General features: G+C 61.6%; 23 protein-coding genes. 2 read left to right on the top strand and 21 right to left on the bottom strand.

What is annotated here, in order from left to right:
• Positions 1-48: 48 nt before the first annotated feature.
• The 18 genes from AC07OV_RS21390 to AC07OV_RS21475 all read right to left on the bottom strand — a co-directional run bounded on the left by AC07OV_RS21390 (position 49) and on the right by AC07OV_RS21475 (position 15,240).
• Entirely contained in the window at positions 49-1,050 is a 1,002-nt protein-coding gene (locus AC07OV_RS21390; RefSeq protein WP_178923458.1) for an ADP-ribosylglycohydrolase family protein, read from the bottom strand.
• A complete protein-coding gene (locus AC07OV_RS21395) occupies positions 1,047-1,760 on the bottom strand; it encodes a GntR family transcriptional regulator (protein ID WP_494998256.1) in 714 nt (237 codons plus the stop codon). The genes AC07OV_RS21390 and AC07OV_RS21395 overlap by 4 nt, the downstream gene beginning before the upstream one ends.
• Positions 1,761-1,830: 70 nt before the next feature.
• A complete protein-coding gene (locus AC07OV_RS21400) occupies positions 1,831-2,391 on the bottom strand; it encodes a DUF1285 domain-containing protein (RefSeq protein WP_457407205.1) in 561 nt (186 codons plus the stop codon).
• Positions 2,392-2,408: 17 nt separating this feature from the next.
• Complete coding sequence (locus AC07OV_RS21405) at positions 2,409-3,014, bottom strand: DUF4823 domain-containing protein (protein ID WP_178923462.1); 606 nt, start codon at positions 3,012-3,014, stop codon at positions 2,409-2,411.
• Between the two features lie 201 nt (positions 3,015-3,215).
• Positions 3,216-4,184: a GTP 3',8-cyclase MoaA gene (locus AC07OV_RS21410; protein WP_176997918.1), complete on the bottom strand. Its 969-nt coding sequence runs from the start codon at positions 4,182-4,184 to the stop codon at positions 3,216-3,218.
• Positions 4,185-4,323: 139 nt separating this feature from the next.
• Entirely contained in the window at positions 4,324-4,992 is a 669-nt protein-coding gene (locus AC07OV_RS21415) for a TetR/AcrR family transcriptional regulator (protein ID WP_494998258.1), read from the bottom strand.
• Positions 4,993-5,436: 444 nt separating this feature from the next.
• Positions 5,437-6,222, bottom strand: a complete 786-nt coding sequence (locus tag AC07OV_RS21420; protein WP_494998259.1) for a TatD family hydrolase — start codon at positions 6,220-6,222, stop codon at positions 5,437-5,439.
• 64 nt (positions 6,223-6,286) lie between these two features.
• Positions 6,287-7,276: a DNA polymerase III subunit delta' gene (locus tag AC07OV_RS21425; protein WP_176997921.1), complete on the bottom strand. Its 990-nt coding sequence runs from the start codon at positions 7,274-7,276 to the stop codon at positions 6,287-6,289.
• On the bottom strand, positions 7,269-7,901 hold the full coding sequence (gene tmk / locus AC07OV_RS21430) for a dTMP kinase (protein WP_095017293.1): 633 nt from the start codon (positions 7,899-7,901) through the stop codon (positions 7,269-7,271). The genes AC07OV_RS21425 and tmk overlap by 8 nt, the downstream gene beginning before the upstream one ends.
• 19 nt (positions 7,902-7,920) lie before the next feature.
• Complete coding sequence (gene mltG, locus AC07OV_RS21435) at positions 7,921-9,066, bottom strand: endolytic transglycosylase MltG (RefSeq protein WP_495092922.1); 1,146 nt, start codon at positions 9,064-9,066, stop codon at positions 7,921-7,923.
• A 1-nt stretch (position 9,067) separates the two neighbouring features.
• A complete protein-coding gene (gene pabC, locus AC07OV_RS21440) occupies positions 9,068-9,883 on the bottom strand; it encodes an aminodeoxychorismate lyase (RefSeq protein WP_495092923.1) in 816 nt (271 codons plus the stop codon).
• Positions 9,883-11,127 carry a beta-ketoacyl-ACP synthase II gene (gene fabF / locus AC07OV_RS21445; protein WP_176997924.1) on the bottom strand — a complete coding sequence of 415 codons (1,245 nt, stop codon included), beginning with the start codon at positions 11,125-11,127 and terminating at the stop codon, positions 9,883-9,885. Before fabF ends, pabC begins: the two co-directional genes overlap by 1 nt.
• 109 nt (positions 11,128-11,236) lie before the next feature.
• The gene (gene acpP, locus AC07OV_RS21450) at positions 11,237-11,473 is read right to left on the bottom strand and encodes an acyl carrier protein (RefSeq protein WP_003175607.1); all 237 of its coding nucleotides are present in this window, start codon (positions 11,471-11,473) and stop codon (positions 11,237-11,239) included.
• Positions 11,474-11,664: 191 nt separating this feature from the next.
• Positions 11,665-12,408, bottom strand: coding sequence for a 3-oxoacyl-ACP reductase FabG (fabG, locus tag AC07OV_RS21455; protein WP_494998262.1), 744 nt, complete (start codon positions 12,406-12,408; stop codon positions 11,665-11,667).
• A gap of 25 nt (positions 12,409-12,433) precedes the next feature.
• Positions 12,434-13,372 carry an ACP S-malonyltransferase gene (gene fabD, locus AC07OV_RS21460; RefSeq protein ID WP_494998263.1) on the bottom strand — a complete coding sequence of 313 codons (939 nt, stop codon included), beginning with the start codon at positions 13,370-13,372 and terminating at the stop codon, positions 12,434-12,436.
• Positions 13,373-13,498: 126 nt separating this feature from the next.
• Positions 13,499-14,509, bottom strand: coding sequence for a phosphate acyltransferase PlsX (gene plsX, locus AC07OV_RS21465; protein ID WP_176997926.1), 1,011 nt, complete (start codon positions 14,507-14,509; stop codon positions 13,499-13,501).
• A 4-nt stretch (positions 14,510-14,513) separates the two neighbouring features.
• Positions 14,514-14,696, bottom strand: a complete 183-nt coding sequence (gene rpmF, locus AC07OV_RS21470) for a 50S ribosomal protein L32 (RefSeq protein ID WP_003179396.1) — start codon at positions 14,694-14,696, stop codon at positions 14,514-14,516.
• 13 nt (positions 14,697-14,709) lie between these two features.
• Entirely contained in the window at positions 14,710-15,240 is a 531-nt protein-coding gene (locus AC07OV_RS21475; RefSeq protein ID WP_010566563.1) for a YceD family protein, read from the bottom strand.
• A 105-nt stretch (positions 15,241-15,345) separates the two neighbouring features.
• Between AC07OV_RS21475 and AC07OV_RS21480 the strand changes: the two genes are divergently transcribed.
• The gene (locus tag AC07OV_RS21480) at positions 15,346-15,924 is read left to right on the top strand and encodes a Maf family protein (protein WP_178923484.1); all 579 of its coding nucleotides are present in this window, start codon (positions 15,346-15,348) and stop codon (positions 15,922-15,924) included.
• A gap of 130 nt (positions 15,925-16,054) precedes the next feature.
• Here AC07OV_RS21480 and AC07OV_RS21485 read toward each other — a convergent pair whose 3' ends face one another.
• Genes AC07OV_RS21485 through rluC form a run of 3 tightly spaced genes read right to left on the bottom strand, consistent with a single transcriptional unit; the run spans position 16,055 to position 18,668 of the window.
• Positions 16,055-17,038 carry a S49 family peptidase gene (locus AC07OV_RS21485; protein WP_176997928.1) on the bottom strand — a complete coding sequence of 328 codons (984 nt, stop codon included), beginning with the start codon at positions 17,036-17,038 and terminating at the stop codon, positions 16,055-16,057.
• 21 nt (positions 17,039-17,059) lie between these two features.
• Entirely contained in the window at positions 17,060-17,722 is a 663-nt protein-coding gene (locus AC07OV_RS21490; protein ID WP_495092924.1) for an HAD-IA family hydrolase, read from the bottom strand.
• Entirely contained in the window at positions 17,709-18,668 is a 960-nt protein-coding gene (gene rluC, locus AC07OV_RS21495; RefSeq protein ID WP_016973682.1) for a 23S rRNA pseudouridine(955/2504/2580) synthase RluC, read from the bottom strand. Before rluC ends, AC07OV_RS21490 begins: the two co-directional genes overlap by 14 nt.
• Before the next feature lie 759 nt (positions 18,669-19,427).
• Between rluC and rne the strand changes: the two genes are divergently transcribed.
• Positions 19,428-22,580, top strand: coding sequence for a ribonuclease E (rne, locus tag AC07OV_RS21500; RefSeq protein ID WP_495092925.1), 3,153 nt, complete (start codon positions 19,428-19,430; stop codon positions 22,578-22,580).
• Positions 22,581-22,777: the final 197 nt, after the last annotated feature.

Here is a 22,777-nt window from a genome sequence, read left to right on the forward strand (position 1 = left end):
TGGCGATAGTGAGGGCGCCATCGCCGGCAAGCCGGGCTCCTACAGGGGTCAGCGCAGTTTCAGCAGCCCTTGCACCAGCGGCTGCAACTCCAGGCCATTGACCTGCTTGACCTGTTCGATCAGCGCCTCGGGCCAGCACTGCAGGCCCAGGCACGCGCCCAACATCGCACCGAGAATGGCGGCGATGGTGTCGGTGTCACCGCCGAGGCTGGCGGCCAGGCACAGGGCCTCGAAAGCATTCATCTCCCCCACCGCCACTTGCTGCGCGAGGGCAAACGACACCACCACCGATTCCTGGGAGGCGACGGAGGTGCCGATCAATTCGTAAAGCAAGTCGGCGAACAAGGCTTTGTCGCCACTGCCGACGCTCAAAGTGCGCGCCCAACTGATGCGGGTGGAAATGCGCCCACCAGCGATCCAGTGACCATGGTTTTCCGCCTGCTGGGCGATCTGGACACCGATGTTCAGGGCTTCACCGAGGTCGGTGCCATTGATGCCCGCCGAGACCACCGCCGCCACAGCCGCGGCGCTGGAGATGCCAAGGCTGGTGTTGTGGGTGACCTGGCAGGCCTGGATCACCGCCTGGATGAAATGCGCCGGGTCGCTGACGTCGGCCGCGATGCCCACGGGGGTGATGCGCATCGCCGCGCCGTTGGTGGTGCCATAACGTCCGGACTCTTCAGGTGTGTGGCCGGCGAGGATCATGTCGATGGCGCGCTTGGTCGACGGCCCGAGCAAGTCCTGGGAGCCTTTGGCGCGCATCACCGCTTCCCACTCGATCAGGCGCTGGGCCAGTACCGTGGGTTCGATCTTGCCGTGGCCTTCCACCAGCAACTCGCCGACCAGGATCGCCTGCTCGGTGTCGTCGGTGATCGAGCCAGCAGGCATGTTCGGCGCAATCGGTTGGTCGGCGTCGGCGTCTTCCAGGCCAGTGATGGCCCCGAAGCGCGCCCTGACTTGCTCGCGGCTCAGGGACTGGGTAGGCATCCCGAGGGCATCGCCCAGCGCCAAGCCGTAGAACGCGCCGAGTGCGCGAATATCCGGGGTCATTTCAAGGCTCCAAACTGCAGGTGCAGGCGAAAGTGCAAAGGGTCGAGCAAACTCTCGACGTACTCCATGAAGCGCTCGCGGCGGTCGTAGGTGGTGCGCGAGGCCTTGAGAAACACGGTGCCGGCAGGTCGGCCGAGCAGCTCGGCGTCCTCGTCATTCAGCGGCTCGGCGCCGATCCATTGGTCACCTTCGGCGCCGACATAACCGTAGGCTGCCAGGGTGATGGTCAGGGAGTTATCGATCAGGCCGACTCGCGGCAGGCTTTCCAGGCCTCCCGCGGCAGGCATCAAGGAACGTTCGAGGGACACGGCGACGCCATCGGTGGTACGCCGGCGACGGTCGAGGGCGATGAACTGGTCGCTGCCGAAACGGCTGGCCAGGTCCGGCCGAGTGACCGCTTCCAGGCGCAGGATGTCGGTGGTGACCCGTGCGCCGGTGTCGGCCAGGGCTTGGGCCCAGCCGCTGCGTTGGTCGAGCACCATGCCGTCAAAGGTGACGATGGAGCCGACGCCGCTCTGGGTCGCGATGTAGTTGCGACGCTTGAGCTCGGCCAGGGCTTCACGCAGGGTGCCACGGCTGACCGCAAACTCTTCGGCCAGTTGATGCTCGCCCGGCAGCAGGAAACCGTCGGCCATCACCCCACCCTCGATACGGCGGATGAGCTCGTCGACGACGCGTTTTTTCTTATCAAATCGAACATGTCTAATCATGTACAAATTGATAACCGAAAGCGCCCGATGGCAGCAAGCGAATTATTTCAGAGAGATGAAAAAAACCGCCTCACGGCTCCAGGCCAATGGGGAAAAATTCCCCGCCGCTCCAGACGCCCAGCCAGTTCTGACCGTTGATCGGACGGCTCACCGCCAGCTCCACCAATTGGTAGAACGCGTTGCGGTGCACGAGGGCTTCAAGGTTGGTGCGCACCCGCAGGTAAGGCGCAGGTTCCTGGGTGACAGGGTCGATCACCACCCGCAGCGGGTGCTCAAGGCCCGCCTCGATCTGATCGTCGACGTTGGTGGTAAAGCGCAGAACCTGGCGTTCGCCCTGCCCTTCGACTTCCAGGGTGACCGCGACAAACGGCGCGTCATCGACGGTGATGCCGACCTTTTCCACGGGGGTCACCAGGAAATACTCATCGCCGTCGCGGCGGATGATGTTGGAGAACAACTTGACCATCGGTTTGCGCCCGATTGGCGTGCCCTGATAAAACCAGGTGCCGTCGCGGGCGATGCGCATGTCGATGTTGCCGCAGAAATCCGGGTTCCACAGGTGCACCGGCGCCGGTCCCTTGCCCTTGGGCAGTTGGGCCAACAGGTCGTTGGCCTTGGCGGAATCGGTCATGCGGGTCTCCTTTTGAATTACTGGTCGCTCATCCCGAGCAGGCTGCGCGCGTACTGCGCCAGTGGGCGGGCGATCAGGTCTTGAGGCTTGTTGTCGTGGAACGTCAGTAAACCGCCACGGCTGCGAATGCGCACAGTATCAATCAAATACTGGGTGCTGGTCTCGATCAGCATGACCTGAATCACGCCACTGTCCAGGCCAACGCGGTCCAGGGCTTGCTGGTCGGTCCACTCGTCGGCATTGCCAATGCGGTCATCGGCTGCCGCAAATCGGCAGTACAGCAGGTAGTGCGCGCCGGCTGCACGGGCTTCGGACATTGCCTGTTCAAGGCCTTCGGTCTGGCGGGCGCGACGCACCATGGGGAAGTATTCGACAAAGCCGTTGAAGGCTTCCTCGGCCACCACATTGGGACGCGGGTAGGCACTGCCCGGCGGCACGAAGGCGCCTTGGGCGATAAAGATAAAGGAGTCGGGCTGCACACGAATCGACGCGCTGCGGCGTGTATCACTGTGGTCCAGCAGCCCAGCGTCACTCATCTGATAACGGGTGCCTTCGGCCATATCGCTGACGGTCATGCAACCACTCAGCGTCAACGACGCCAGCAACAACACCAGACTACGCATCCTAATCCTCCAGAAGCCGGTGACGGAAAACCGGCGAATGGGCGTGAGATGCAGAATCCAGGCCATTCATCGCAATGCTGAATATCTGTAGGAGCTGGCTTGCCAGCGATTGCATCAACTCGGTGTGACTGATCCACCGAGGTGCTTGCATCGCAGGCAAGCCAGCTCCCACACAAGCCCGCGCCTACAGGGGAATGGGGATTATCCGCCGATGATCTTCATGATGGTGGCACCGCCAGAGAAGGCGACTTCCTGCTTGTCGCCCAGGGCCTTCATCAACAAACCTTGCAGCGCGGGAAGCGCCTGGTGGCGGGGCTTGTCCAGCAAGTCGCCGATGTAGTGACGGTTACTCGACGACAGGCAGCCATGCAGCCAGCCGGTGGAGGACAGCCGCAGCCGCGAGCAGGTCCGGCAAAACGGCACACTTTCATTAGCGATCACGCCGAAGAAGCCTTTGCCTGGGACTTCGTAACGCACGGCGGTGGCGTCCACCGGGGCGTTGGCTTGCAGGTATTCGTGGTGTTCGCCGATCAGGCTGAGCAATTGCTGCAGGCTGACAAACTGCTGCAGGAACGCGTTGGAGTCCTTGGCCAAGTGGCCCATGCGCATCAGCTCGATGAAGCGCAACTCGTAGCCGCGTTCCAGGCAGTAGTCGAGCAGCGGCATGACCTGGTCCAGGTTCTGCCCACGCAACGGCACCATGTTCACTTTAATCTTGAGGCCGGCGGCGCGGGCCTGGTCCATGCCGTCGAGCACAGTGGCAAGGTCGCCGCCACGGGCGATGCTGCGGAAGGCGTCGGCGTCCAGTGTGTCGAGGGAAACGTTGATGCGCCGGATACCCGCCTCCACCAGCAGCGGCAACTTGCGCGCCAGGAGCTGGCCATTAGTGGTCAGGCTGATATCACTGAGCCCCATCTGCCCCACCGCGCCCATAAAGGCTTCCAGCTTGGGGCTAACCAGTGGCTCGCCCCCGGTGATGCGCAGGCGGTCGATGCCCGCCGCTTCGATCAAGTAAGCCACGCCACGGGCCATGGCCTCGGCCGAGAGTTCGTCCTGGGCAGCCACCAGCCGCTTGCCATTAGGCACGCAGTAGGTACACGCGTAATTGCAGGCTGAGGTCAGGCTGATTCGCAAATTGCGAAAACGCCTGCCTTGACGATCAACGATCATGGATCACTCCGGCAGAGGATGATGGGGGCGCGCTAAAAGCTGACTCATAAATCAGCTTTTAGCAAGATCCTTGCCTGAGTATATTCCTGGGACACTGCGCCTGGCAGTAAATCATTGGGCCATCACTGTGGCGAATGACTTATACAGCAGGGGTTTCCCCGCCCTTGGCGTCAGGGTTTGGCAGGTCAGTGCTGTGCTTGCGCTTGTTGCCCATGCGCACGCCGATGTCCATGAGGAATTGGAAGAAACCTTCCTGATCTTCCAGCACATTGCTCCAGAACGGCGAGTGGTAAAGCGCCACGGCGCCATGCACCAGCGCCCATGCGGCGCAGTAGTGGAAATACGGCGGCACGTCTTCAAGCTTGCCTTCGGTGATGCGGCCCTTGATCAGCAGGGTCAGGCGTTCGAAGTTCGAGGCACGGATCTTGTGCAACTCCTCGACCATCTCCGGCACCTGGTGGCCCTTGACCACCTTCTCTTCCAGGCGGTCGAACAGGCGGTAGCGCTGCGGGTCGCGCATGCGGAACTCGAAGTAGGCCCGGGACAGCGCCTCCTTGTCCTTGTCGACATCGGCCGAATGCAACAGCTCGTTCAAATCGCGCTCGTAGTCGAGCATCAGGCGCAGGTAAATCTCGGCCTTGGATTTGAAGTGCTTGTAGATCGTGCCTTTGCCGATACCCACGGCATCCGCAATCATCTCGACGGTGACGCTGTCTTCACCTTGTTCGAGGAACAGCTTGAGTGCTGTGTCGAGAATTTCCTGCTCACGGCGGCGAAACTCACGGACCTTACGGGGTTCTTTTTGCATGAGGGAGAAGTCTGCAGAGGTCAATGTGGGAGGGTTGCGCAGGGCCACGGATACGTGGCGATACGATTTACCCAGTGCGAGGGATTATCCCGACTGAACAGTCGTTGGGCAATGTCTATGTGAACCCGTTATGCACTTAACTTTCAATGTGCCAACGAATTCGTCGCTATCAGTCAGAAATAATACGCAATACATACACCTGTGCACTGGCTTAATGAGAACTCAAGCGAAGCGCGCGTATTCCAAATCTGTTTAAAAAACGATCAGATGCGACTGGACTGAATGGGATACTGATCAATACTTCAATTGTCGACGTGGCATCTCCCCCAAGTGACGCGTCGACCTGGGTACCGACGGACTGCGTGCCCTTGTTTTACTCCTAATGGTCTTAGCCCGGATTCACCCCCCAGAACCCGGGTTTTTTTTGCCTGCGATTTGGCCTCGTCAGCCGGCAACATGCGCCAGCGGGAACAGGCGCTTGAAGTTCTCGGTGGTCTGTTCGGCGAAGCGCTCGTAGGACTCACCCCGCAGCATTGCCAGATAATCCGCGACGTCACGCACGTATTCCGGCAGGTTCGGTTTGCCGCGATGGGGGATTGGCGCCAGGTACGGCGAATCGGTTTCGACCAGCAAACGGTCGGCCGGCACTTGGCGGGCCACATCACGCAGGGCATCGGCATTGCGGAAGGTGACGATACCGGACAGCGAAATATAGAACCCCAGGTCCAGGGCCGCCTTGGCCATGTCCCAATCCTCGGTGAAACAATGCAACACGCCAGCCTGGGGCAACGCGGCTTCGCGCAGCAACGCGAGGGTGTCGGCGCGGGCGCCACGGGTGTGCACGATGACCGGCTTGCCGGTCTGCTTGGCCGCTTGCAGATGCAGACGGAATGACGCCTGCTGCAACTCCGCAGCTTCGGGTTCGTAGTGGTAGTCCAAGCCGGTTTCACCAATGGCCACCACGCGCGGGTGGTTGAGTTCACCCAGCAACCAGTCGAGGGCCGGAGCTTCGCCGGGCTTAAGGTCCAGCGGGTGGATACCCACCGAGCAATCCACATCGGCATAACGCTCGGCCAGGGCCTTGACGTCGGCGGCGTTCTCGGCGCTCACGCCGATGCACAGGAAGTGCCCTACTCCACGTCCGCGCGCCGCTTCAAGGGCAGCATCAAGAGAGCCGGCGTGCTGGGCAAGGTCGAGGCGGTCAAGGTGGCAATGGGAATCTACGAGCATAGGAAAAAGACAACTTGGTTCACGGAAAAGGTCTGACCGACGATACACCTGTCGGCCACGGAAATTAACGCCGGCCGAGCAGGCCGACCCACTGCACCAACAGCGCTTCAAGCAACAGCACGCGGTTGAGGTTGGCCTTGCCCAGGACTTTCTGGCGCTGGGCGAGGATCCAGTCCTGGATGGCCAGCACCTTGTCCTGGGCGCTCTTCTGCGCCAGGTACTGCACCACCTTGCGCATGTCCGGCAGGCCCAGCCCGCTTTCGTCCTGGGTCAACTGGTAGCGCAGGATCAGGCTCGACCAGTCGCAAAACCAGTCGAACAGCAGCAACAACGGGATGTCCTTCCAGGCGCCTTCGGCCAGTTGGGTCGCGGACTGTTCCTGCTTGAGCAGCTTCTTGACGCCGTCCACCACCAGCGCGCGTTGTTCACGCACACCTTGGGCCTGAAGCTTCACGGCAGCCAGCGGCGAACCTGCGGCCAGGGTCAACAGCTCGACGCGTTCATCTTCGGAACAGTCCGGCAAAGCCTTCGCCAGCCATTGCAAGCTCATGGCCTCGCTGGGCAGCGGGCACGCCTGCTGCACGCAACGGCTGCGGATCGTCGGCAATAAACGGCTGGACTGGTGGCTGACCAGCAGCAACACGGTATCGCCGGACGGCTCCTCCAAACTCTTGAGCAAAGCGTTGGCAGCGTTGATGTTCATCGCCTCCACCGGCTCGATCAGCACGACCTTGCGCCCGCCCATTTGCGCGGTTTGCACCACGAAGCTGACGAGATCGCGCACCTGGTCGACCTTGATTGCCTTGTCGGCTTCTTCAGGTTCCAGCAGGTAGTTGTCCGGGTGGCTGCCGGCCTTGAGCAGCAGGCACGACTTACACTCGCCGCAGGCTTCCAGATTGACCGGTTTCTGGCAGAGCAGGCTGGCCATGAGGCGCTCGGCCAGGTCGCGCTTGCCAATACCGATGGGGCCATGCAGCAAGTAGGCGTGGGCGTGCTGGGCACGGCCGGCCAATTGCTGCCAGAGACCTTCCTGCCACGGGTAGGCTTCAGCCACGGGCACGCTCCAGCAGTGTGGGCAACAGGGCGTCGATGGCGTGCTGCACCTGGGCCAGCGGTTGGGCGGCATCCAGCAGGTAGTAGCGCGCAGGCTCGGCCGCAGCACGCTTGAGGAACGCGGTGCGTACTGCGTCAAAGAACGCCTGGCCTTCCAGCTCGAAACGGTCCAGGCGACCCCGGGCGCTGGCGCGGGCCAGGCCGACTTCAACCGGCAAGTCGAACACCAGGGTCAGGTCCGGGCGCAGGTCGCCTTGAACGAAAGTTTCGAGCGTGGCGATGCGCTCCAGGGACAAGCCCCGGCCACCGCCCTGATAGGCATAGGTGGAATCGGTGAACCGGTCGCAGATCACCACGGCACCGCGCGCCAGGGCTGGGCGAATCACCTCGGCCAAGTGCTGGGCACGGGCAGCGAACACCAACAGCAGCTCGGTGTCCGGGTTCATCTGCTCTTCACCCGGCGCCAGCAGCACCTCGCGGATACGCTCGGCCAGCGGCGTGCCGCCGGGCTCGCGGGTCAACACCACTTCGATACCTTCGGCACGCAAGCGCTCGGCGAGGTAATCGCGGTTGGTGCTTTTGCCAGCGCCTTCGGGGCCTTCCAGGGTAATAAACAAGCCAGTCACGGGCAGTCCTTAGTCAGAATTATTGCGGGCTTTGCGGCGCAGCAGTGTCCGGCGCAGGCTCGGCCGGCTGTTCAACCGGCGCTGGCGCAGGCACATCGGCCGCTGGCGTTGCGTCTTGCGCAGGCTTCACCGCCGGTGCCGGGCTGGAGCGGTAGTCGGCACGGCGCTTGAGCTGGAACTCGCGCACGGCGGCATTATGCGCATCCAGGTCATCGGAAAAAATATGGCTGCCATCGCCACGGGCGACGAAATACAGGCTGCTGCCCGGCACCGGGTTCAGCGCGGCGTGAATGGCCTCGCGACCGACCATGGCGATGGGTGTCGGCGGCAGGCCGGCCACCATGTAGGTGTTGTAGGGGTTGGCCTCCTTCAGGTGAGCGCGGGTCAACTTGCCGTTGTAGCGCTCACCCAGGCCGTAGATCACGGTCGGGTCGGTCTGCAGCAGCATGCCGATCTTCATGCGTCGCACAAACACCCCGGCAATCTGCCCACGTTCTTCGGGCACGCCGGTTTCTTTCTCGACCAGGGAGGCCATGATCAGGGCTTGGTAAGGGTCGGTGTACGGCGCATCGGCAGCGCGCTTGCTCCACTCTTGGGCGAGCACATCGTCGAGGCGGTTGTAGGCTTTTTTCAGGAACTCGACATCGGTCATGCCGCGCACAAAGCGGTAGGTGTCGGGGAAGAATCGCCCTTCGGGGAACACGCCGGGGTGGCCGAGCTTGTCCATCACTTCGCTGTCGGTCAGGCCAGACAGGGTCTGTACGATCTTTTCATGCTTGGCCAGGGCCGAACGCACTTGGCGGAAGTTCCAGCCTTCTACCAGGGTAAGGCTGTATTGCACCACTTCGCCGCGCTGCCACAGGCCAATCAGGCCTTGGGCGGTGAGGCCAGGGGTCATGCGGTATTCGCCGCTGTGCAGTGGCTGGCCGTCAAGATTGAAGCGCCAGTACAGGCGCAACCAGAAGGCGTCATCAAGCACGCCTTCGGCTTCCAGGCGGTTGAAGGTGCCGGTGGGGGTCGCCCCTGCCGGCACATCAAGCAATTGTTCCTGGGGCAGGTTCAAGGGCTGCTTCAAGGCCGAGTCAAGCTTCCAGGCCGAGAAGCCCAGCAGCAAGCCCGCCGAGACCAGGCCGATCTGCAGCAGTAAAACCAGTTTTCGTATCAACTCAAATATCCAATAGCGCGCGAACAATGCCCTGCAGTTTACGGGTGAGCGGCCCAACCGACCAGCTCATCGCAGCGCACTCGCGCACCGGCCAAATGCCATAAACGCTGTTGCACATGAACACTTCATCCGCCTGCTGCAACTGCTCCAGGCTGATGTCGGCCACGGCCACAGGGACTCCCAGGGCATGCGCCTGGGCCAGAATCTCGGCACGCATCACGCCCGCGACGCCACAACGCGTCAGATCGGCGGTTAGTAACAAGCCGTTGCGCACCAGGAACAGGTTGCTGAACACGCCTTCGATGACGCGACCGGACATATCCAGCATCAGGCCTTCGGCATGCTCGGCGTCCTGCCATTCGGCGCGGGCGATCACCTGCTCCAGACGATTGAGGTGCTTGAGACCGGCCAACAGAGGCTGCTCGGCCAAGCGGGTCGCACACGGAAACAGACGGATGCCGTCGGTTCCATGGGCAGGGGAATAGGTGGCGGGCGGACTGCCCTGCACGATGCGGCGCACAGGTGCGCCAGGGTTGACGCCATACCCGCGCAGGCTGTCGCCACGGGTGAGGATCAGCTTGAGCACACCGCTGCCCAGGGCTGCGGCGTAGGCCAGCACTTCAGTGCGAATCAACCCGTGATCCGCAGTGAAGGCGAGGCGCCTGCATCCCTCTTCAAGACGATGCAGGTGGCGGTCGAGCAACACAGACTGCCCGGCCTTGACGGCGATGGTCTCGAACAGGCCATCGCCATACGCCAGGCCGCGATCTTTCAGGGGCGCGCTGTCCGCTGGCTGACCGTCGACCCAGCTGTGCATCACTCGGCGAACCGGCGGAACACCAGGGAACCGTTGGTGCCACCAAAACCGAACGAGTTGGACAACACCACGTCGATTGGCATCGGCTGGGCTTCGTGCGGCACGAAGTTCAGGTCGCAGCCCTCGTCCGGCTCATCGAGGTTGATGGTCGGTGGAGCGACCTGATCCTTGATGGCCATAACGCTGAAGATCGCCTCGACCGCGCCCGCCGCACCCAACAGGTGACCGGTCATGGACTTGGTAGAGCTGACCGCCAGCTTGTAGGCATGCTCACCGAACACCGACTTGATGGCCTCGGCTTCCGCCAGGTCGCCCGTTGGGGTCGAGGTGCCATGGGCGTTGATGTACTGAACCTGGTTGGCGTTGACCTTCGCATCGCGCAAGGCGTTGGAGATGCAACGCGCCGCGCCGGCACCGTCGGACGGTGGCGAGGTCATGTGGTAGGCGTCACCGCTCATGCCAAAGCCGATCAGCTCGGCGTAGATCGTGGCACCACGCGCCTTGGCGTGCTCCAGCTCTTCGAGCACCAGGGCGCCGGCACCGTCGGACAACACAAAACCGTCACGGCCTTTGTCCCAAGGGCGGCTGGCGCGGGTCGGTTCGTCGTTGCGGGTCGACAGCGCACGGGATGCGCCGAAGCCACCCATGCCCAGGCCGCAGGCCGCCATCTCGGCGCCACCGGCGATCATCACGTCGGCTTCGTCATAGGCGATGTTGCGCGCCGCCATGCCGATGCAGTGCGTGCCGGTGGTGCACGCCGTGGCGATGGCGTAGTTAGGTCCCTGTGCGCCCAAGTGGATCGACAGGAAACCGGAAATCATGTTGATGATCGAGCCCGGTACGAAGAACGGCGAAATTCGACGGGGGCCGGAATCGTGCAGCGTGCGGCTGGTTTCTTCGATATTGGTCAGACCGCCAATACCCGAACCCATGGCCACGCCGATGCGGTCACGGTTGGCGTCGGTGACTTCCAGGCCTGCGTTACGCACTGCCTGAAAACCGGCTGCCAGGCCGTACTGAATGAACAGGTCGAGTTTGCGGGATTCCTTGACCGAGAGGTATTCCTCGACATTGAAACCCTTTACCGAGCCGCCAAAACGGGTGGAATAGGCAGAAAGGTCCGTGTGTTCGATCAGACCAATACCACTGTGGCCAGCCAGAATGCCCTGCCAACTGCTCGGCACATCCGTACCCAGTGGCGACAACATACCCATACCGGTGACTACGACGCGTCTACGCGACACAGCACTCTCCTTTTTCTAATGACGACACTTTGCTATAGAGCTAAAGAAAAAACCGCACGCTGTAACAGCAGTGCGGTTTTTCCCAACAGCAAGCGACGACTAAAAACTATTACGCCTGGTGGCTAGTAACGTAGTCGATAGCAGCTTGAACAGTAGTGATTTTTTCAGCTTCTTCGTCCGGGATTTCGGTCTCGAATTCCTCTTCCAGAGCCATCACCAGCTCAACGGTGTCAAGGGAATCGGCACCCAGGTCTTCTACGAAGGAAGCAGTGTTGACCACTTCTTCTTCTTTAACGCCCAGTTGCTCGGCGACGATTTTCTTGACGCGCTCTTCGATGGTGCTCATACCTTGTTTAACTCCTAATGGACAAATTCAGGCAGCTGGCCAGTGGGTAAGTGTATAGAAAGCCATTTCAGCTTTTCAACTGAAAGCTTCACCCTGTACCCGGTCGGCCACCTGCCTATAAATTAAGTTGCAGCTTTATAACGGATTTTAGACAGCTCGTATGACATTTTTTTGAAGCGATCCGTCACAATTTAACTCATGTACATCCCGCCGTTAACCGGGATTGTAGCCCCAGTCACGTATGCCGCACCGTCGGACGCCAGGAAAGTGACCACATTCGCGATCTCTTTAGCCTGGCCCAGACGGCCCAGCGGAATCTGCGTCAGCAAGGCTTCACGCTGTGCTTCCGGCAGTTCACGGGTCATATCGGTGTCGATGAACCCTGGGGCCACCGAGTTGACCGTAATCGACCGCGAACCGACTTCACGCGCCAGTGCACGGCTGAAACCTTCCAGACCTGCCTTGGCGGCTGCGTAGTTTACTTGGCCTGCGTTGCCCATGGCACCCACTACAGAGCCAATATTGATAATTCGGCCCCAACGCGCCTTGGTCATGCCGCGCAAAACACCCTTGGACAAGCGAAACAGACTGTTCAAATTGGTATCGACCACGTCGTACCACTCGTCGTCTTTCATGCGCATCATCAGGTTGTCGCGGGTGATACCGGCGTTATTCACCAGAATCGCCGGCGCGCCGAACTGTGCGGTGATCTCGGCCAGTACGGCAGCCACGGACTCATCGCTGGTCACGTTCAGCTCAAGGCCGGTGCCTTGCACGCCGTTTTCCTTCAGGGTCGCGGCGATACGCTCGGCGCCCGAGGCGGAAGTGGCGGTACCGATCACAACGGCACCCTGACGGCCCAGTTCCAGGGCGATCGCCTGGCCAATGCCACGGCTTGCGCCGGTAACCAGTGCAACTTTACCTTGCAGACTCATGCAGGCTTCTCCTAAGTTCGGGGTTTCAGGCCAGTGCCGCGCGGGCGGCAGCGAAGGCATCCGGGGTATTGAGGTTGGCAGTCGACACGCCATCGGCGCAACGCTTGTTCAGGCCGGCCAGGACTTTGCCCGGGCCGCACTCAACCAGTTCAGTCGCACCGTTAGCGGCCAGGGTTTGCACTGACTCAACCCAGCGTACCGGCTTGTAGAGCTGCTCCAGCAGGTCGCGCTTGAGGGTGTCGAGGTCGGCGGCAACGGCCGCGCTGACGTTCTGCACCAGCGGGATCTGCGGCGCCTGCCAGTTGATGGCGGCGATGGACTCGGCAAAGCGCTCGGCTGCCGGACGCATCAGCTCGCAGTGGGACGGCACGCTCACCGGCAACGGCAATGCGCGCTTGGCACCACGGGCCTTGCAGCCTTCGATGGCGCGATCGACCGCAGCCTTGGCACCGGCGATCACCACCTGGCCAGGGGAGTTGAAGTTCACCGCGCTGACCACTTCGCCCTGAGCCGCTTCGGCACAGGCTTCGATCACGACAGCGTCGTCCAGCCCCAGGATAGCGGCCATGCCGCCCTGCCCGGCCGGAACGGCTTCTTGCATCAGTTGACCACGACGTTCGACCAGCTTGACCGCCTCAGCGAGGGTCAGGCTGCCCGCTGCCACCAGGGCGCTGTATTCGCCCAGGCTATGACCGGCGACGAATGCCGGGCGCGCGCCACCTTCAGCCAGCCACAGGCGCCACAGGGCGACCGAAGCGGTCAGGATGGCCGGCTGGGTTTTGTCGGTTTGATTGAGTTGCTCTTCCGGCCCCTGCTGGGTCAGTGCCCACAGGTCGTAACCCAGGGCGTCGGAAGCTTCCTTGAAGGTGTCCAGGATCAGCGGGTACTGCGCGCCCAGCTCGGCCAACATGCCGAGGGACTGCGAACCCTGCCCTGGAAAGACGAATGCGAGGGATGTAGACATGTAACAAGCCCCTAATGATCTGGTCGTCAAAAATGCGCACTCCTACGGTGGGAGCGCACGAAACTGACAGATTGGATGGTCAATTGAACTGGCCGGTCACATTTAAGCACTCCCGGGCCGATTCGCCTAAGGCAACAGGTCCTCGAGACGGCCATGCAAGCGTTGCGGCAGGTTTTCCTGGATCTCGATCAGGGCGCGCGCAATCGCACTCTGAAAGCCCTCCACGCCTGCCGAACCGTGGCTTTTTATCACAATGCCCTGCAGCCCCAGAAAACTCGCACCGTTGTGCCGCGCAGGCGCCAAGTCAGCCTGCAAGCGACGCATCAAGGGCATCGCCAGGGCGCCCACCACACGAGAAGCGAGGTTCTGCTTGAACAGCGCCTCGATGCGCGTGGCGATCATCGTCGCCAGGCCTTCGCTGGACTTGAGCAGGATATTGCCGACGAACCCGTCGCACACCACCACGTCCGCCTCGCCCCGGTATAAACCGTCACCCTCGACAAAGCCGATGTAGTTCAAACCGCGCGCACCTTGCAGCAAGGTGGCGGCCAGCTTGACTTGCTGATTGCCCTTGATGTCCTCGGTGCCGATATTCAGCAGGGCCACACGAGGCCGGGCAACACCCAGCGCCTCGGCGGCCACCGAGCCCATCACCGCGAACTGGAACAGGTGCTCGGCGCTGCAATCGACATTCGCGCCCAGGTCCAGCAACTGGCAGTAGCCCTTTTGCGTCGGAATCGCCGCCACCATGGCCGGGCGATCAATCCCCGGCAGTGTCTTGAGCACATGCCGCGACAGTGCCATCAAGGCCCCGGTATTGCCGGCGCTGACACAGGCTTGCACCTTGCCATCACGCAGCAGCTCCAGCGCCACCCGCATTGAAGAGTCGGGCTTGCCACGCAGGGCCGCCGCCGGTTTTTCATCCATGCCGATGGTTTCGCTGGCCGGCGTAATCGTCAGGCGCGCGCGATCCACCGCCGGATGGCTGGCAATCAGTTCTTCAAGGAGGGAGGGTTGACCGACGAGGGTCAGGTGCAGCGAGGGCGTTGCAGACAGGCTGGCAATGCAGGCCTGAACAATGCTGCGGGGACCGAAGTCCCCGCCCATTGCGTCAATCGCGATGACTAGAGCAGACAAGTGATTACTCGTCAGCGCCCTTGTCGATCACTTTACGGCCACGGTATACGCCTTCTGGCGATACGTGGTGACGCAGGTGAACTTCACCGGTGGTCTTTTCTACGGACAGGGTGCTTGCCTCGAGAGCGTCGTGCGAACGGCGCATGTCACGGGCGGAGCGGGATTTTTTGTTCTGCTGAACAGCCATAATTGATTAACTCCTAAACGTTTGGGTCACGCTTTAACTGCGCCAATACACTGAACGGGTTGGACCGCGTTACCTCGTCCTCGCTCGGTTCGGGCTCGTCATCGAGGCCCGCCGGCTGCTGGCATTCTTCCGGATGATGAGCAGGCACAATGGGCAAGGCGAGCAGAAGCTCCTCCTCGATCAGTGCATGCAGATCCAAAGGATCTTCGCCCAGTTCCAGCACGTCATAACCTTTCGGCAACGACTGGGTATTCGCACCCTCCTTCACCACAGCATAACTGCATTCGCTATGGATCGGCAGGGTGACCAGCTCAAGACAACGCTGGCAAACCATTTTGACTTCGGTGTCGATAAAGCTGTGGATTACCACAGACTTACGTTCATCTCGTTCAAAAACGAATTTGGCCTGCACCGTACCGACAGTGTCGGAAAGCGGGTCGCAGAGTCTCTCCAAATCGGCCAGCAGCAATTCACCTTGAAGGGAAGTGCCACGATCAGCCAATTTGCGCGGGTCAACGTGAGGTGGAATCGGGTCATTCAACATAGGCGCAGCATTATAGGGATGCACCCGGCCATGTCAAAGGAAATTCAGCCCTGTGCGTCAGCCGGTCGCCCCGCTAGAATCCCCGGCTGCCTTGAGGAGACGCCCATGCTGCCTTTATTACTCGCATCCAGCTCGGTTTATCGCCGGGAATTGCTGAGCCGCCTGCACCTGCCGTTCATCTGCAGCTCGCCGGATATCGACGAAAGCCATCGTGCAAATGAGTCTGCCGTTGAGCTGGTCAAGCGCCTGGCCGAACACAAAGCCCGCGCCCTCGCCGCCAGCCATCCTGGCCACCTGATCATCGGCTCCGATCAAGTGGCAGCGCTGGAAGGCCGCATTATCGGCAAGCCGCACACCTTTGAAAACGCCCGGGATCAGCTACTGGCCGCGAGCGGCAAGCGGGTCAGCTTCCTGACCGGCCTGGCACTGCTCAACACCCAGACCGGGCGCTGCCAGGTGGATTGCGTGCCTTTTACCGTGCATATGCGCGAGCTGGACGCTGAACGGATCGAGCGCTACCTGCGGATCGAGCAGCCGTATGACTGCGCAGGCAGTTTCAAGGCCGAGGGGTTGGGCGTGAGCCTGTTCCAGAGCACGGAGGGGCCAGATGCCACCAGCCTGATCGGGCTGCCGCTTATCCGCCTAGTGGACATGCTACTCATCGAAGGCGTGCAAATCCCTTAAGCCCACCCCAAAACAACTGTAGGAGCTGGCTTGCCAGCGATGGCGGTGGTTCAGCCAATATAAATGTCGACTGGACCACCGCTATCGCCAGCAAGCCGGCTCCTACAGTTGAATCGGTGCGCCTGTTAGATCAGCGCAGGGTCGGTCCCTGGAAGCCCATATACAAGGCAAGCTTCTCTGCCACGCTGGCGCCCAGCTTCTTGGAGAAGCGATCAAACGGCGATTCCTGAACGGTGAAATCCACCAGTTCTTTCTCGCCAATCACATCCCGCGCCACCGAGCTGGCGCTGCCCAGGCCGTCGATCAGCCCCAACGGCAAGGCTTGCTCGCCCGACCACACCAACCCGGAGAACAGCTCCGGATGGTCCTTGTCCTTCAAGCGATCCCCACGCCCCTGCTTCACGCTGGCAATGAACTGACGATGGGTCGTGTCGAGCACGCCCTGCCAGAACTGGGTCTCATCGGCCTTTTGCGGCTGGAACGGGTCAAGAAACGACTTGTGCTCGCCCGACGTGTAGGTGCGACGCTCCACCCCCAGCTTCTCCATGGTGCCGACAAACCCGTAACCGGCCGCCGTCACGCCAATGGAGCCCACCAGGCTGGCCTTGTCGGCATAGATCTGGTCTGCGGCGCTGGCAATGTAATAGGCACCGGAGGCGCCCAGGTCGGAAATCACGGCATACAGCTTGATGTCCGGGTGCAAGGCGCGCAGGCGACGAATCTCGTCATATACGTAACCCGACTGCACCGGACTGCCGCCCGGGCTGTTGATACGCAGGATCACACCCTTGACCTTGGAGTCTTCGAACGCGGCGCGCAGGCTGCTGACGATATTGTCGGCGCTGGCGGACTCCTTGTCGGCAATCACGCCACGCACTTCGATCAGCGCGGTGTAATTGGCGCTGCGAGTCGCACTTTTCTCCATGTCCACCAGCGGACTGAACAACGCCAGCATACCTAGCAGGTACACAAAGGTCAGCAGCTTGAAAAAGATCCCCCAACGCCGCGAGCGACGCTGCTCCTGGACGCTGGCCAGGAGGGTTTTCTCCAGCAGCTTCCAGCTTTTGTCATCACTGCTTTCAGCCTTTTCGGGCGCCTTCCACTCGTCACTCATGCCATTAACCCCAGCAAAGACTTATCGGGCCCGGCTGAGCCAGGCCTGCAATTCGGAAAAATGATTGATCGTCAGGCGCGGTTCGTACTGCTGAAGCGCCTCGGCGGACTGGGCGCCGTAGCTGACGGCCACGCTGTCCATGCCCGCATTGCGCGCCATCATCAGGTCGAAGGAGGCATCGCCCACCATCAGCGCCTGGCGCGGCGACACGCCGCAATGGGCCAGGATCTGCTCCAGCATCAGAGGGTGAGGCTTGCTGGCAGTTTCATCGGCGGCGCGAGTGATATCAAAATAATCCTCCCAGCCATGGGCCTTGAGCACACGATCCAGCCCGCGACGGGCCTTGCCGGTGGCGACGGCCAGGTGATAACCCTCAGCGCGGAAGGCTTCCAAAGACGCCCTGACCCCCTCGAACAGCGGCGAAGGCGTAGCCTCCAGCGCGATGTAGTGGTCAGCATAGTGCTCGCGGAAAGCAATCAGCTCGGCATCACTGATCTCGGGATACAAGGTGCGGATCGCCTCGGGCAACCCCAGGCCGATGATGCCCTTGACCGCCAGATCGGTGCACAGCGCGTAACCCGAGCGGGTCGACGCAGCGTGCATGGATTCAACTATCCGGCCAATGGAATCTGCCAGGGTGCCATCCCAATCAAAAATCAGCAGCTTGTAATCAAGGTGCGACACTCAAACGCTCCACGGTCTTGGCCCACATCTCATCAACCGGCGCCTGCAGCTTCAATTCTCCACCGTCGGGCAGCGGCACGGTGAGCATGTAGGCATGCAGGAACAGGCGCTTGCCGCCCAGGTCGCGAATTTCCTTGGAGAAATCTTCGTCGCCGTACTTGGTATCGCCGGCGATGCAGTGGCCCGCATGCAGGGTGTGCACGCGAATCTGATGGGTACGCCCGGTGACTGGCTTGGCTTCGACCATGGTGGCGAAGTCACCAAAACGGCGCAGCACCTTGAACAGGGTCAGGGCTTCTTTGCCCTCCTCGTCCACTTCCACCATGCGCTCGCCGGAACGCAGGTTGCTCTTCTGCAACGGCGCACGGACGCTCTTGATGGAGCTGGCCCAGTTGCCACGCACCAGCGCCATGTAGCGCTTGTCCACGCCATCGCCCCGCAGGGCGGTGTGCAGGTGGCGCAACATGCTGCGCTTTTTGGCAATCATCAGCAGGCCGGAGGTGTCGCGGTCCAGGCGATGGACCAACTCCAGCTCCTTGGCGTCCGGGCGCAGTTGACGGAAAGCTTCGATCACGCCGAAGTTCAGGCCGCTGCCGCCGTGAACCGCAATGCCGCAAGGCTTGTTGATCACGATCAGCTTATTGTCTTCGAAGACAATCGAGGCTTCCAGGCGTTGCAGCAGGCCCTGGGCCAGCGGCACAGGCTCGTCGCGTTCCGGCACGCGAACCGGTGGCACACGAACGATATCGCCCGCCTGCAACTTGTACTCGGGCTTGATCCGGCCCTTGTTCACGCGCACTTCACCTTTACGCAAGATGCGGTAAATCAAGGTCTTGGGCACGCCTTTGAGCCTGGCCAGGAGAAAATTGTCGATGCGTTGGCCGGCATATTCCGGCGAGACCTCGAGCAGCTGAACGCTGGGGGTCTGGGGGTCGGGAGTCGTCATGGCGGCGATGATAACAATTTTTTATGGAATTGAAGCACTTAATCATTGCTGCTATAGTCGCGAACGCCGCCAAAAGCGGCCTGGCCAGAGGACATGCGGCAAACTGCCGGCCCTGACCATCGCAATTCATCAGGACGCGAGGCCGTCCTACGGGGTTTTCGCCACCCTGGAAGGCTCCAGATTGTAACGAGCGCAGGTGACATGAGGCCTGAAGCGAGTGCAGAAAGCAGAGTGAATACTCGCGTTCTGCGCCGATATTTACGGCCAGTTCACAAAGTGCAGTCAGTCTTGAGCCAGACCACGGCGAATGCTTCGGAAACAACGCCTGTTAAGAGCTGAGTGAGAGCGCAACCGCCCACACCTAGTCTTGTTTAGCCATGAGCGTGGACTCCCCATTGGAGAACACGGTAAATGCCAACCCGCTGCGGATTCTGCGCGCGGCAGCACCCGAATTATCAGGGATACGTGTAGGGTGGAGATGCACAACCGTCGGACCGTGTAGCACTAGGCTTATATTTAGACGCTTCATCTCGTCCACAGTCGCCGGTTGATTCCTCCTCCTGACCTTAGCTTTTGTTGAAGTGGCGCCTGTGGCGCCGCAGCAGACAAGCAGGACGCGTCCGTCGCGCCTTTGCCCCCTCTGGGCAGATGTCGCTGGACACTGGAGTGGCCAACCACTCTTGACGCACCTGACACCGACCGTGAGAAGTCGTGTGTGCCGAACGCCGTTTCCGGCAGCCCGGAAACCGACGGTACAACATGAAAAGAATGCTGATTAACGCAACTCAACCCGAAGAGTTGCGTGTTGCACTGGTAGATGGCCAACGCCTCTACGACCTGGACATCGAATCCGGTGCACGCGAGCAAAAGAAAGCCAACATCTATAAAGGCCGTATTACTCGCATCGAACCAAGCCTTGAGGCTGCCTTTGTCGATTTCGGCTCCGAGCGCCACGGCTTCCTGCCCCTCAAAGAAATATCCCGCGAATACTTCAAGAAAGCTCCCGAAGGCCGCGTGAACATCAAGGACGTCCTGAGCGAAGGCCAGGAAGTCATCGTCCAGGTCGAAAAAGAAGAACGTGGCAACAAGGGCGCCGCCCTGACCACCTTCATCAGCCTGGCTGGCCGTTACCTGGTCCTGATGCCGAACAACCCACGTGCCGGCGGCATTTCCCGTCGCATCGAAGGCGAAGAGCGCAACGAACTGCGTGAAGCGCTGAACGGCCTGATCGCACCGGCCGACATGGGCCTGATCGTTCGCACTGCCGGCCTTGGCCGCAGCAGCGAAGAGATGCAGTGGGACCTCGACTACCTGCTGCAACTGTGGACCGCCATCAAGGAAGCGTCCCTGGATCGCTCCGCGCCGTTCCTGATCTACCAGGAAAGCAACGTCATCATCCGCGCCATCCGCGATTACCTGCGCCAGGACATCGGCGAAGTGCTGATCGACAGCGTTGAAGCCCAGGACGAAGCCCTGACCTTCATCCGCCAGGTGATGCCGCAGTACGCCAGCAAGATCAAGCTGTACGAAGACAGCGTGCCGCTGTTCAACCGTTTCCAGATCGAAAGCCAGATCGAGACCGCCTTCCAGCGCGTGGTCGAACTGCCTTCCGGTGGCTCCATTGTGATCGACCCGACCGAAGCCCTGGTGTCCATCGACATCAACTCGGCGCGTGCGACCAAAGGCAGCGACATCGAAGAAACCGCTCTGCAGACCAACCTGGAAGCGGCTGAAGAAATCGCCCGCCAGCTGCGCCTGCGTGACATCGGCGGCCTGATCGTGATCGACTTCATCGACATGACCCCGGCCAAGAACCAGCGCGCCGTGGAAGAGAAAGTCCGCGAATGCCTGGAAGCTGACCGTGCCCGCGTGCAAGTCGGCCGCATCTCGCGCTTCGGCCTGCTGGAAATGTCCCGTCAGCGCCTGCGTCCATCCCTGGGTGAAAGCAGCGGCATCGTCTGCCCGCGTTGCAACGGCACCGGCATCATCCGTGACGTTGAATCGCTGTCCCTGGCGATCCTGCGCCTGATCGAAGAAGAAGCCCTGAAAGACCGCACCGCCGAAGTCCGCGCCCAAGTGCCGATCCCGGTGGCTGCTTTCCTGCTCAACGAAAAACGCAACTCGATCACCAAGATCGAACTGCGCACCCGTGCCCGCATCGTCATCCTGCCGAACGATCATCTCGAAACGCCGCACTTCGAAGTGCAGCGCCTGCGTGATGACAGCCCGGAAGCCCACAACAACCAGTCCAGCTACGAAATCGCTGCTGCCGCTGCCGAAGTGGAAGAAGTCCAGCCAGCCGCTGCGACCCGCACCCTGGTTCGCCAGGAAGCCGCGGTCAAAACTGCGCCGGCCCGTGCCAACGCTCCGGTGCCAACCGAAGCCGCTGCTCCGGTTGCAGCGCCGGCCGCCCTGCCTGAGCCAAGCCTGTTCAAGGGCCTGGTGAAGTCGCTGGTCAGCCTGTTCGCCACCAAGGAAGAGCCTGCTGCACCGGTTGTGGTTGAAAAACCAGCCGCCGAGCGCCCTGCACGCAACGAAGAACGTCGCAACGGTCGCCAGCAGAGCCGTAACCGCAACGGCCGCCGTGACGAAGAACGCAAGCCGCGCGAAGAGCGTGCCCCACGTGAAGAACGCGCACCGCGTGAAGAACGTGCACCTCGCGAAGCCCGTGAAGACACCCCGTCCGTAGCCCGTGAAGAACGTGCACCGCGTGAAGAGCGCGCACCGCGCACCCCACGTGCTCCGCGTGAAGATCGCAAGCCACGTGGCGAGCGTGAAGAACGCGTGCGTGAACTGCGCGAGCCGCTGGATGCTGCCCCAGCCGTTGCCGGTGCTGCCGTTGTTGCCGAAGAACGCCCGGCTCGCCAGCCGCGTGAAGAACGTGCGCCACGTGAAGAGCGTCAACCACGTGCCCCGCGTGAAGAACGCCAGCCACGTGCAGAGCAAGCCGCTGCCGCCAGTGAAGAAGAAGTACTAACCGGCGAAGAGCAACTGCAGGAAGACGGTCAGGAAGGCGCCGAAGGCGATCGTCCGCGCCGCCGCTCCCGTGGCCAGCGTCGTCGCAGCAACCGTCGTGAGCGTCAACGCGATGCCAACGGCAACGTGATCGAAGGCTCGGAAGAAGCCGGCGAGAACGCTGAAGGCACCACCCAGGAGCCAACAGGCGCCGAACTGGCTGCCGGCCTGGCCGTCACTGCTGCCGTTGCCAGCTCGGTCATCAGCGCACCTGCTGAAGCCCAGGCTCACGAGCAGGCTGAACGCGCCACTGCGGCCGTTGAAGACACCGCTGTTGTTGAAGCACCTGTTGCCGAGGCTCCAGCAGCCGAAGCGCCAGTGGTAGAAGCAAGCGTAGTCGAAACGCCAGTGGTTGAAGCCCCTGTGGTAGAAGCACCGGTTGTCGAGGCCACTACCCCAATCGAAGCGCCGGTCGTTCCGGAAGTGGAAGTTGCCCCGGTTCAAGAAACCCTGCCAGAAGTTGAAGTGGCAGCGGTTGAGCCTGCACCGGTCGTTGAACCACAGCCAGTGGTTGAAGCCGCTCCAGAAGTGCGTGAAGTTCGTGAAGAACAGACCGCCTTCCAATGGACTGCCGAACCCGCCGCTCCGGTTGAAGCGCCAGCTCCTGCCCCAGTGGTAGAAGAAGCGCCAGCACCGGTTGCCGAGGTCGTGGTTGCCGAGCCAGCCCCAGTGGTTGAACCCGCTCCGGCTGTTGAGTCTGCTCCAGTGGTTGAAGCCCCAGTGGTTGCCGAAGTGGCAGCCCCGGTGGTCGAAGCCGCCCCGGCCAGCGCCCTGACCGAAAACGGCCGTGCGCCGAACGACCCACGTGAAGTGCGTCGTCGTCGCAAGGAAGCCGAGGCCGCCGCAGCCGCCGCTGCTGCACTGGAAGCAGAACACGAGAGCAAACCTCTCGCCTGAGTCCAGCCGTAACTGAAAAGCCCCGCCTGAGTGATCAGGCGGGGCTTTTTATTGGCCGCGTAAACCCAAATTCCAAAACCACCCCCAATCCACCGTACACCCCCAATCCACTGTAGGAGCGAGGGGGGGGGGGGGGGGGGGGGGGGGGGGGGGGGGGGGGGGGGGGGGGGGGGGGGGGGGGGGGGGGGGGGGGGGGG

It is taken from the genome of Pseudomonas sp. GW821-FHT09A09 (genome assembly GCF_059418405.1).